At 66.2% G+C, this 11,099-nt stretch carries 11 protein-coding genes and 1 pseudogene; 6 read left to right on the top strand and 6 right to left on the bottom strand.

Annotated elements, in window-relative coordinates:
• Positions 1-352: pseudogene (locus tag AC2VOU_RS05340) on the bottom strand (alpha-(1-2)-phosphatidylinositol mannosyltransferase); the annotation flags it as partial.
• A gap of 83 nt (positions 353-435) precedes the next feature.
• On the opposite strand from AC2VOU_RS05340, the gene AC2VOU_RS05335 reads away from it, so the two are divergent.
• The 3 genes from AC2VOU_RS05335 to AC2VOU_RS05325 all read left to right on the top strand — a co-directional run bounded on the left by AC2VOU_RS05335 (position 436) and on the right by AC2VOU_RS05325 (position 3,387).
• On the top strand, positions 436-1,317 hold the full coding sequence (locus tag AC2VOU_RS05335; RefSeq protein WP_486956423.1) for a hypothetical protein: 882 nt from the start codon (positions 436-438) through the stop codon (positions 1,315-1,317).
• Positions 1,318-1,323: 6 nt separating this feature from the next.
• The gene (locus AC2VOU_RS05330) at positions 1,324-1,830 is read left to right on the top strand and encodes a polyadenylate-specific 3'-exoribonuclease AS (protein ID WP_486956422.1); all 507 of its coding nucleotides are present in this window, start codon (positions 1,324-1,326) and stop codon (positions 1,828-1,830) included.
• Between the two features lie 168 nt (positions 1,831-1,998).
• Positions 1,999-3,387, top strand: coding sequence for a class II 3-deoxy-7-phosphoheptulonate synthase (locus AC2VOU_RS05325; protein WP_486956421.1), 1,389 nt, complete (start codon positions 1,999-2,001; stop codon positions 3,385-3,387).
• Positions 3,388-3,491: 104 nt separating this feature from the next.
• Here AC2VOU_RS05325 and AC2VOU_RS05320 read toward each other — a convergent pair whose 3' ends face one another.
• Positions 3,492-4,631 (bottom strand): protein kinase domain-containing protein, encoded by a 1,140-nt coding sequence (locus AC2VOU_RS05320; RefSeq protein ID WP_486956420.1) that lies wholly within the window; start codon positions 4,629-4,631, stop codon positions 3,492-3,494.
• An 88-nt stretch (positions 4,632-4,719) separates the two neighbouring features.
• Here AC2VOU_RS05320 and AC2VOU_RS05315 point away from each other — a divergent pair, with 88 nt between their 5' ends.
• Complete coding sequence (locus tag AC2VOU_RS05315) at positions 4,720-5,124, top strand: Rv2175c family DNA-binding protein (protein WP_486956419.1); 405 nt, start codon at positions 4,720-4,722, stop codon at positions 5,122-5,124.
• On the opposite strand, the gene AC2VOU_RS05310 is transcribed toward AC2VOU_RS05315, so the two are convergent.
• Together AC2VOU_RS05310 and idsA2 are read right to left on the bottom strand one after the other, a co-directional pair.
• On the bottom strand, positions 5,111-6,628 hold the full coding sequence (locus AC2VOU_RS05310) for an alpha-(1->6)-mannopyranosyltransferase A (RefSeq protein ID WP_486956418.1): 1,518 nt from the start codon (positions 6,626-6,628) through the stop codon (positions 5,111-5,113). The two genes, AC2VOU_RS05315 and AC2VOU_RS05310, sit on opposite strands and share 14 nt — an antisense overlap.
• Before the next feature lie 5 nt (positions 6,629-6,633).
• The gene (idsA2, locus tag AC2VOU_RS05305; RefSeq protein WP_486956417.1) at positions 6,634-7,683 is read right to left on the bottom strand and encodes a bifunctional (2E,6E)-farnesyl/geranyl diphosphate synthase; all 1,050 of its coding nucleotides are present in this window, start codon (positions 7,681-7,683) and stop codon (positions 6,634-6,636) included.
• 286 nt (positions 7,684-7,969) lie between these two features.
• Here idsA2 and AC2VOU_RS05300 point away from each other — a divergent pair, with 286 nt between their 5' ends.
• A complete protein-coding gene (locus AC2VOU_RS05300; RefSeq protein WP_486956416.1) occupies positions 7,970-8,863 on the top strand; it encodes a mycobacterial-type methylenetetrahydrofolate reductase in 894 nt (297 codons plus the stop codon).
• Position 8,864: 1 nt separating this feature from the next.
• Here AC2VOU_RS05300 and AC2VOU_RS05295 read toward each other — a convergent pair whose 3' ends face one another.
• Entirely contained in the window at positions 8,865-9,488 is a 624-nt protein-coding gene (locus AC2VOU_RS05295; protein WP_486956425.1) for an LppM family (lipo)protein, read from the bottom strand.
• Positions 9,489-9,624: 136 nt separating this feature from the next.
• A complete protein-coding gene (locus AC2VOU_RS05290; protein ID WP_486956424.1) occupies positions 9,625-10,224 on the bottom strand; it encodes a GNAT family N-acetyltransferase in 600 nt (199 codons plus the stop codon).
• Between the two features lie 214 nt (positions 10,225-10,438).
• Here AC2VOU_RS05290 and AC2VOU_RS05285 point away from each other — a divergent pair, with 214 nt between their 5' ends.
• On the top strand, positions 10,439-10,840 hold the full coding sequence (locus AC2VOU_RS05285) for a DUF3040 domain-containing protein (protein ID WP_486956415.1): 402 nt from the start codon (positions 10,439-10,441) through the stop codon (positions 10,838-10,840).
• Positions 10,841-11,099: the final 259 nt, after the last annotated feature.

Below are 11,099 nucleotides of genomic sequence, written 5' to 3'. Positions count from 1 at the left end.
TCAGCGTGATGGTGACGCTGGCCGCGGGCATGCCCAGCCACGCGAACGGGGCGATAATGACCGCCGCCAGCGGGGGATAAGTGAACGGCAGGTCGAGGCCGATCGGGGTGTGGAACTTGATATCGGGGCTGTACAGCGGATGGCCGTCGAGCCAGGCTTGCCCACCCATCCGGTACACATCGATGTCGATGCGGTAGAGGGTGCTTCCCAGCATCCGCCAGCCGGCATAGCCCAATGCCGCCAGCGCCGGCAGTTGAAGCAGCAACCAGCCGGCTTTTCGCCAGCTAGTCGGTTGCGCTGTGGCGTGCGGCCCGCCTGAACTGCCCGCGTCGGGCGAGCGCCATCTAGTCATATCGGTCATCAGCCTATCGGTGCCGGCGGCCTAATCGGTGTCGCGGGCGATCCTCGGCGTGACGTGCGCGTAGCTTTTTAAGCGTGCTGGACTGGTTCGAACACGACATCATCGGCCGCGGTCGGCTCCCGTTGCTGTGTTGTCTGGTCGCCTTCATCTTGACATTTTTCGTGACGCGTACCTTCGTGCGCTTGATCCGCCGTCGGCAAAGTGCCGGCAGGCCGCCGCGGTGGTGGGAGCCGCGCAACATCCACATCGGGTCCAAGCACATCCATCACGTGGTGGCGGGGGTCGTGCTGGTGATGATCTCAGGCGTGACGCTGGTGACGTTGTCGATGAACGGAAATCAGGTCGAATTCACGTCATCAGCAATCCTTTTCGGAATCGGTGCTGCGCTGGTGCTCGATGAGTATGCGTTGATACTGCACCTGTCCGATGTCTACTGGGAAGAGGACGGACGAACCTCGGTCGACGCGGTCTTCGCCGCGGTTGCGGTGGGCGGATTGCTGGTCCTGGGGTTGCACCCGCTGATGTTTTTCATCAGCCTCTGGAAGGACACCAGCCACTCGACGCTGATGCGCACCGGGCTGGTGTTCGCGATGGCGCTGACGCTGCCGCTGGCCGTGCTGGTTTTACTCAAGGGGAAGGTGTGGACCGGCCTGCTCGGTATGTTCTTTGTTCCGCTGCTGGTCATCGGCGCTATCCGGCTGTCCCGCCCGCGGGCGCCGTGGGCCCGCTACCTGTACTTACGCCGGCTGGACAAGATGAGTCGCGCCCTGCAGCGCGAGCGGAAGCTGCGCCGCCCGGTGGTTCGTGCCAAGCTGTGGCTGCAATACGCCGTCGCCGGCACGCCGCGGGTTCCGTCACATCGGATGATCAACGAACAACTCGACCGTGAAGTGCATCCCGCACCCCCGCCCGAGCAGGTGCCGGATGTGCTCGTCAACGGGCTTGGTGTGGGGTAGTTGCCGGTGCGATATTTCTACGACACCGAGTTCATCGACGACGGGCACACCATCGAGCTGATCTCGATCGGCGTGGTCGCCCAGGACGGCCGCGAGTACTACGCCGTTTCAACGGAATTCAACCCGGAGCGAGCCGGGAAATGGGTGCGCACCAATGTGCTCCCCAAGCTACCGTCACCGGCTTCGCAGGTGTGGCGGTCGCGGTCGCAGATCCGCGGCGACCTGGAGACGTTCTTCGAGATCGACGGGCCGGAGCCGATCGAGCTGTGGGCCTGGGTCGGTGCCTACGACCACGTCGTCCTCTGCCAGTTGTGGGGTCCGATGACGCACCTGCCGCCGCAGATTCCCAGATTTACCCACGAGCTGCGCCAGCTCTGGGAGGACCGCGGCAGCCCACGGATGCCACCCCGATCGGAGAACGTGCACGACGCGCTGGTTGACGCTCGCGATCAGCTGATCCGATACCGGGTGATCACGGGCGACGACGATGCGGGCGGTTTGGTCGCCCGGTGAGGAGTCGGCCCATGGCACCGGGCGACGACGATGCGGGCGGTTTGGTCGCCCGGTGAGGAGTCGGCCCATGGCACCGGGCGACGACGATGCGGGCGGTTTGGTCGCTTTTTGGCTTCTACGCTGATCGCGGCCGTTTGGAGGCGTCGGCGACCCAGCTACCATAGACGGGTGAACTCGACCGTTGACCTTCCCATCGAGCAGCTCCCGGCGCTGCCTCCGCTGCCGGATCAGCTGCGGGTCCGCCTGGACGCCGCGCTGGCCAAACCGGCCGCGCAGCAGCCGAGTTGGACCCGCGAGCAGGTCGAGCCGTGGCGAACGGTTCTGGAGAGCGTGCCGCCGGTGACGGTGCCGTCGGAAATCGTGCGGTTGCAGGCAATGCTGGCCCAGGTCGCCCGCGGCGAGGCCTTTCTGCTGCAGGGCGGCGACTGCGCCGAGACCTTCGTCGACAACACCGAGCCGCACATCAAGGGCAACATTCGCACACTGCTGCAGATGGCGGTGGTGTTGACCTACGGCGCCAGCGTGCCGGTGCTCAAGGTGGCCCGCATCGCCGGCCAGTACGCCAAGCCGCGGTCGGCGGACACCGACGCGCTGGGCCTGCGTTCCTACCGCGGCGACATGGTCAACGGCTTCGCCCCCGACGCGGCAGTGCGTGAGCACGACCCGTCGAGGCTGGTGCGCGCCTACGCCAACGCCGGCGCAGCGATGAACCTGGTGCGCGCGCTGACCTCGTCGGGTTTGGCGTCGCTGCACGAGGTGCACGACTGGAACCGGGAATTCGTCCGTACCTCGCCGGCCGGTGCCCGCTACGAGGCCCTGGCGTCGGAGATCGACCGGGGCCTCAAGTTCATGAGCGCCTGCGGGGTGGCCGACCGCAATCTGCAGACCGCCGAAATCTACTCCAGTCATGAGGCTTTGGTGCTCGACTACGAGCGGGCCATGCTGCGACTGTCCGACCCGGAGGACGGCGAGCCGCAGCTGTACGACCTCTCGGCGCACTACCTGTGGATCGGTGATCGAACCCGCCAACTCGACGGCGCACACATCGCGTTCGCGGAGGTGATCGCCAACCCGATCGGCGTCAAGATCGGGCCGTCGACCACTCCCGATCAGGTCGTCGAGTATGTCGAGCGCCTCGACCCGCACAACAAGCCGGGCCGGCTGACGCTGGTGAGTCGGATGGGCAACAACAAGGTGCGCGAACTGCTGCCGCCGATCATCGAAAAGGTCCAGGCGACAGGGCATCAGGTGATCTGGCAGTGCGATCCGATGCACGGCAACACCCACGAGTCCTCCACCGGTTACAAGACGCGGCACTTCGACCGCATCGTCGACGAGGTGCAGGGCTTCTTTGAGGTGCACCGCGCCTTGGGCACTTACCCGGGCGGCATCCACGTCGAGATCACCGGCGAGAACGTCACCGAGTGTCTCGGTGGCGCGCAAGACATCTCCGACACCGACCTCAGTGGACGCTACGAAACGGCTTGCGACCCAAGGCTGAACACTCAGCAGTCGCTGGAGCTGGCATTCCTGGTCGCGGAGATGCTGCGCGACTGAAAGGTAGCGCAGCAGGCTCCGCGTATGGCGGGGCGGAGATGCTGCGGCGACTAATTGGCGACCCGCTTCGCCCGGCTGCGCCGCGCTCGCGATCGCCACGGCGACTAAAGCAGTCCGCTGATATTGCTGCCGACGGTCCACGCCGCGGCGGCTGCCATCCCGGTGATGGACAACACGACCGCTATCCAGATCAACATCATGCGTCGGGCGCGCTCACGCTCGAAGGCGAACTCGATCAGGTCAATTCCGGCGAATTGTTTCGATGCCGAGCGAGATTCGGCCGGCCGGCCCTGCGGCTCGCGGACCAACTGACGGGTCGGCCGATGCACCGCCGGCCGCGCGGCCGCTCGCTGACGCAGCGCCGAGTTGCGCGGCGCAGGCACCCGAAAGTCGGGCAACCGCAACGCGTCGGCGATTGCGTTCAGATCCGCGCCCATCTCCCCGGCGTCGGCGAAGCGGCCGGCGGGGTCGCGTGTGGTGGCACGCTCGACCAATTCGTCGAATTGCGCAGGGACACCGCTGATCACGCTGCTGGGTCGGGGCACATCGGTGTCCAGACGTTGATAGGCCACCGATAGCGAAGTGTCGCCGGAGAACGGCGCCTGGCCGGTCAACAGCTCGTAGGCGACGACTCCGACCGCGTAGACGTCGCTGCGCGGGCTGGCGTTTCCGTCTTTGACCTGCTCGGGGGAGAGGTAGGCCGCGGTGCCGAGAATGACGCTGGTGGAGGTGATTCCGGCCTCGGCGACGGCGCGCACCAGCCCGAAGTCGACGATTTTGACTTCACCCTCGTCGGAGATCAACACGTTTTCGGGTTTGACGTCGCGATGCACCAGCCCGGCGCGATGTGCCGCGGCCAGCCCGCCCAGCACCGGGCGCAGCACCGCGGCGACCGCGTGTGGCGGCATCGGGCCGCGTTCAGCCAACAACTCGCGCAGCGTGCCGCCCTCGACCAGTTCCATCACCAGGAACGGGTACCGGGCGTCCAGGCCCTGGTCGTAGACCGCGACCAGGCCCGGGTCCTTGAGCCGCGCCACGCTGCGAGCCTCCAGTTGAAAGCGGGTCAGAAACTGCTCATCGCCGGCATAGCGGGCGTCCATCACCTTCAGCGCGACCGGGCGATCGAGTCGGGTGTCGAGGCCGCGATAGACCGTCGACGTGCCGCCGGTCGCGATTTTGGTCGCAATGCGATAGCGGCCGTCAAGCAACGTGCCTTCGAGATCGTCGCTACTCGCCGCGGTCACGCGCCCATCGTAGGCGGCGGCCGCCGCCGCGCCCGGAACCTTACGCCGCGAGCCTGAAGAAGCGCTGCCGCCGCCGTACACTACGTCGGTGAGCAGGATTCCGGCCGGGAACGACGTTCTCGACCCCGACGAACCGACCTACGGTCTTCGCAACGTCGCCGATCTGCTCGGCGTGGCGGTGACCAAAGTGCAGCAGCACCTCAAAGAAGGGCATCTGGTGGCGGTACGGCGCGCCGGTGAGGTGGTGATCCCGCAGATCTTTTTCACCAGCGACGGCGAAGTGGTCAAGAGTCTGCCCGGTCTGCTGATTGTCCTGCGAGACGGCGGCTACCAGGACACCGAGATTCTCCGCTGGCTGTTCACCCCCGACCCGTCGCTGACGGTGACGCGGGACGGTTCGCGTGACGTACTCAACAACGCCCGCCCGGTCGACGCGCTGCACGCACATCAGGCCCGCGAAGTGCTGCGCCGCGCACAGGCTATGGCGTACTGACGTTTGCTACTCCGGGGCGGTCCAGGATGCGCCAGGCGAGCAGCGCTATCGCGGTCGCCAGCAGCACCTGCGGCCACGAGTACATCCCGTGGGCGCCATCGGGTTTGAAGATGACCATGATCCACGTCGAGAACGCCGCTATCGACGCGACGGCGCGCCGTGACTGGGCGAGGGGGGCGACCACCGCCAGCGGCCAGGAGTAGTACCACGGCAGTGCGGCGGGTGCGAACAACACCACGACGAGCATTACCCAGGCGATGCCGGTGAGCGCTTCGCGGTCATCATGGCGGAACCGCCACCACAACAGCGGCAGTGCCAGCGCGATGATCGCAATGCCGATCGTGCGGGTAACCTGCAGCGTCCCATAGAAACTGACTGTGAAGAACATTCCGCCGACCGCGTGAATCAGGTTGGCTGCCGCAGTCGGGACGCTGAGCCAGTTGATGATTTTCACCGATCCGGCCAACGCGGTCAGCCAGCCGAGTCCCACCCCGGCCACCCCGGAAAGTATGGCGAACACCACGACGACAATCGCCACCGACGCAACCGATGCCACCGAAAAAGCCCGCAGCCGCCGGTATCGGTGACAGTCACGCAGGTGGCGCATCCACACCCAGACCATGAACGGCAGCGCGAGGCCGGCGGTGGCCTTGACCGCCATCCCCGCGGCGACCATAGTGATGCCCGGAACATGGCGTTGCTCGAAGGTCAGCGCGATGCCGGCGGCCATCAGGCCCACCATCAGCATCTCGTTGTGCACGCCCCCCATCAGATGAATGATCACCAGCGGATTGAGCACGCAGATCCACAGCGCGATGGGCACATTCGCTCCGACATGCCGCGCGATTCGTGGTGTCGCCCACACCAGCATCGCCAGCCCGGGCAACATGCACAACCGCAGCAGCATCGTCCCAGCGATCACGTGGTTGCCGACCAGCATCGTCACTGACCGGGCGATCATGATGAACGCCGGTCCGTAGGGTGCTGTGGTGATGGTCCAGATTGGACTGACGTTGTCCAGCAGTGGATTTGGGTTGTCGATCGGCCCGACCGCGTAAGGATCCAGCCCGTCGCGCAACAGCGCGCCCTGGGCCAGATACGAATAGGTGTCGCGGCTGAAGAGCGGGACCGAAAGCAGCAACGGCGCCAGCCAGATGGCGGCGCTGGCGATCATGGCGTATTCACTTGCGGCGCCGGCCAATGCGCGTCGGCCCAGCGACAGCCACGCGCTCAGCATCAGCGTCACGCCGATCCACAGCAGCACCGACGACAGCACCAGGCCATGCCCGTAGCGCAGCCAGGACAGGTGCACTGACTCCAGGAGCGGATCGTGCTGTTTGGTGCTGCCGGAGCCCAGACCTCCCGTCGTAATGAGAGCGGCGCCAAAGAAACCCATTATGGCCGGGCGGCCCTCGGCGCTGATCGAAAACGCTCGCAGTCGCGATAGAGGTTGGGGTGCAACAACGCTCGAGGTGGCGGCCGGGGCAGGCGTGGGGGTGGACACGGACGTCAGGCGGACCGGTTCGCGGCAAGGTCGGCGAGGTCGGCAATCCCGACCTTGGCCGCTGCGCGGATGGGTGCGTCGGCGACCAGGTCCAGCGCGTGACGGGTCAGCGCGGCGATCTGATCCTCGATCGCGGCCAGCGCGCCGACCTGGTCTATGACATCGCACAGCTTGCGGGCCTGGACGTCGCTCAAGTGCGTGCCGACCGAGGCGCGTAACAGCTTGGCGGCGGCCTGGTTTGACGCGTCAGCCAACTCCAGTGCGGTCGCCAGCAACACGGTCCGCTTGCCGGAACGCAGGTCGTCGCCGGAGGGCTTACCGGTCACGGCCGGGTCGCCGAACACGCCCAGCACGTCGTCGCGCAGCTGAAAAGCCACCCCCAGCCGGTTGCCGACCTGGTGGAACAGTGCGTGCACGTCCGGCCGGTCGGCCGCCGCCGCAGCCCCCAGCTGCAGCGGCCGCGACACTGTGTACGAGGCGGTCTTGTAGGTGTTGACGGTCATCGCCGACGCGATCGACTCGGCTCCGCTGGACTCGGCGACGATGTCGAGGTACTGCCCGCCGAGCACCTCGGTGCGAATGTCGGCCCAGACGCGGCGCACTCGATGACCCGCATCGGGCGGCAACTCGGCGCCGGCGACGATGTCGTCGGCCCACGCCAGCGCCAGATCCCCCAGCAGAATCGCCGCCGACAGCCCGAACTGGTCGGCCGATCCCTGCCACCCGCGGTCACGGTGCCGCGCGGCGAACTGGTTGTGCATGGTCGGTCGCCCGCGCCTGGTGGCGGAGCTGTCGATCACATCGTCGTGCACCAGGGCCGAGGCATGCAGCAATTCCAGCGCGGCGAACAGCAGCAGAGCCTGCTCGTCGGCATCGTCGTCGCAGACCGCGCGCCAGCCCCAGTAGGCGAAAACCGGGCGTAGCCGCTTGCCGCCGCCGAGGACGAAATCTTCCAGGCCGGCCGTCAGCGTGTCGTACTCGGCTCCGATGTGGGCGGCCTGACGCCGACGGTCGCGCAGATACCTGCGCAACCGGTCGGTGACGGCGTCGGCCAATTCGACTGTTGCCGCTGCTCCTGCGCTCAGCGCCGCACCTCTTCTGAGTCTGTGGTGGTCATGGCCCGCCAAGTGTATTCGGCGCGGCGTTGTCCAGCGGGTTTTGCCCGCGGGACAACGATCCGGGCGGCCCGATCGACCGTCGCCGGGCAGCCGCGTCGACGGCGTCACTATGCTGCTGTGTGGCGCGGTGCGGTCCTTGGCCGGTGCCGCTTCCGGGCCGACAGGGTCGCGGCGGCATGTTTGCTGCGGCGGGGGAACCGGTCGTTGAATGAGGAGCAGCTCGTTGACTTTGAACACCATCGCGCTTGAGCTGGTGCCGCCGAACCTCGAAAGCGGTACCGAGAAAGCTCTCGAAGACGCCCGCAAAATGGTGCAGCTGGCCGCGAAGTCCGGCATCGACGGCAACATCGGGCACGTGATGATGCCGGGTTTGATCGAAGAAGACGACGACCGGCCGATCGAGATGAAGCCGAAAGTCGACGTGCTGGACTTCTGGTCGACGATCAAGCCCGAGCTGCCCGGAGTGCGCGGTTTGTGCAGCCAGGTCACGGCCTTCATGGACGAGCCGACTCTGCGCCACCGGCTCGGTGCGCTGGTCGGTGCCGGGATAGACGGCATCGTGTTTGTCGGCGTTCCCCGTACGATGGCCGACGGCGAGGGCGCCGGCGTCGCGCCGACCGACGCGCTGTCGATTTACCAACGGCTGGTGGACAATCGGGGCGTCATCCTGATTCCCACTCGCGAGGGCGAAACGGGCCGGCTGAATTTCAAGTGCGACCGGGGCGCGACGTTCGCGCAGACACAGCTGCTGTATTCCGATGCCATCGTGGGCTTTTTGACCGACTTCGCGAAGAAGACCGATCACCGGCCAGAGATTCTGCTCGGCTTCGGGTTCGTGCCGACGCTCGAGGAGAAGATCGGCTTCATCAACTGGCTGATTCAGGATCCGGGCAACCCCGCCGTCGCCAAGGAGCAGGCCTTCGTCACAAAGCTGGCGAACACCGAACCGGTGAAACGGCGTGCGCTGGTCCTCGATCTGTACAAGCGGGTGATCGACGGCGTCGCCGATTTGGGCTATCCGCTGAGCCTGCATCTCGAGGCCACTTACGGCAATTCCGCGCCGGCGTTCGAGACATTCGCCGAGATGCTGGATTACTGGTCGCCGACCCGTTCGTAGGTCAGCTCGACGGTGGGTCGCTCGGCTCGGCGAGCTTCGGCGAGCGGTCGCGCGTGTACCAGGCCAGGCCCCCCACGACGCCGGCCACCGCGAGCGCGGCCAACGCCAGCCACCGGGCCGCGCCCTGGAAGGAGCGGGTGCTCGGGTCGGTGTAGCGTGCCTGGGCGCTGAGTATGCTGACCACGCCGGGCTTCAGTTTCCACTGCACGGTCTGCGCATCGACGCGATCGCCGTTGGTGGAGGACACCGTACCGGGGAAAGCGACGGAGAGCTCCACGTCGGCGTCGGGGTCGTTCAGCGACGTCAGATCCGCGCGCCCCTCCAGAATCACCAGGTCGCCGGCTCTGCGCAGCGACAGGTTCACGCCCTGCGCGTCGGGGCTCATCCGCGCCAGCTCCGGTAGTTCGGCGAACGTCAGATCCGCGAAGGTGGCTTGCGATCCCACGTAGCCGTCACGGTCGTATTTGGACACCGCAACTTTCTGACCGAACGCCAGATTGGGATCCAGCTGCGGACCGTTGTCTTTGGCGTTTCGCTGCTTGGTGGCGGCGACGATATCACCGGACACCAGGTCGTCCGGGGAGATGGTGATCGACACCTTGACCCGCAGGCACCCGGCGAGCATGGGGATCACCAGCAGCAGCAACGCCCATGCCGTGAGACGGCGGCGTGTCCGCCGCGCTGTCACTTCCCGAGACGAGAGCTGTATACCGCTGGCGCGCACCAGGTCATCGTGCCAGACGGCGACGGTGTCGGTGTCACTACAGCGGTAGCTGGCGCCCCAGAATCGCGAATGCCCGCGGGTCACCGGTGAAGTGGTAGCCGCGGATCACGTCGACGAAGCCCAGGCGCCGGTAGAGCCGCCAGGCCCGGTTGGTTTCGCCGTTGGTTTCCGGCGTCGACAGCAATACGTTGGCTTCGCTGCGTTCGGAGAGCAGGCGACGGGTCAGCGCTTCGCCCAGGCCTCGCCCCTGCGCCCGGGGAGAGATGTGCAGTTCGGTCAGCTCGAAATAGCTGGCCATCAGCGTGGCGATAGCGGGATCTGGATAGCCGCTGCGTTGCAGACCCGCCACCACCTGCTGCTGCCACCACTGGTCAGGGGCCCCGCAATACCCGTAGGCCACGCCCAGCAACGGCGCGTCGCTCAGCTCGGCGGACGACGGCTCCGTGCCCGCCGGTTTTTCGACGTCGACCGCCGCGACGGCCTGCCAGCCGCGTCGCCGGGTGTGTTCGAGCCACATTGCGGCGCGCTGGTTCTCGGTGCCGGGCGGATAGTGCATGGCGTCGACGTAGACGCCCAAGGCATCGGATAGCCGCCGCTGCATTTCCTGCGGCGGCAGGTTGATGAGGAATGTCACCAACGTGCGGTCTCCTCCTCGGTCGTCCAGTGCGGTGCGCCATCCCATTATCGGGGCACCGCCGGCGCGTCGTTCGCCGACCGTCGCGACTACAATTAGCCGACGAAGCAGTGGTAACGCGCAGATTGACCTCGTATCATTGCGAGTAGTCGTCCCCGCAACGGGCGCAAGCGTGCTATCGGTATAAATGTGACAGGATTCCGGCAAGGAGGGACGAATGCCACTCTCCGATCATGAGCAGCGGATGCTCGACCAGATCGAGAGCGCTCTCTACGCCGAGGACCCTAAGTTCGCCTCGAGTGTGCGCGGCGGCGGATTGCGCGCCTCGACGGCACGGCGACGTCTGCAGGGCGCGGCGTTGTTCGTGCTCGGACTGGCAATGCTGGTCTCTGGAGTGGCAGTCAAGGCCACCATGCTCGGAACATTCCCGGTGCTGTCCGTGCTCGGTTTCATCGTCATGTTCGGCGGTGTCATGTTTGCCATCACCGGTCCGCGGTTGGGTAGTCGGGGAGAGCGTCCCGGGCCGTCGGCCGCAGCGCGTCAGCGCCGCAACAAGGGCGCCGGCGGATCGTTCACCAGCCGTATGGAAGAGCGTTTCCGCCGCCGCTTCGAGCAGTAGCGCGCCGAACGAAAAGGGCAGCCAACCGGCTGCCCTTTTTTGTGCGGGCTGGCCCTTGAGTGGTGACTTGAGTCGCGCTAACCCCCCCACTACGCCCCACTGCCGGTAAAACATCAGTTCAGAGGATGTTTCTCACGGTTACATCGCTGCCGACTCCACTCTGCCGGGGTCACCGCAGTGGCCAAGAACCTGCGGAAACGACACCAATCGGTGACATTGGTGCCGTTAAATGGAGCCAAGTGGGGGATTGTGGGGTATC

It is taken from the genome of Mycobacterium sp. TH-M25 (assembly GCF_057473665.1).
This window is presented reverse-complemented; position numbering and strand designations above follow the sequence as displayed.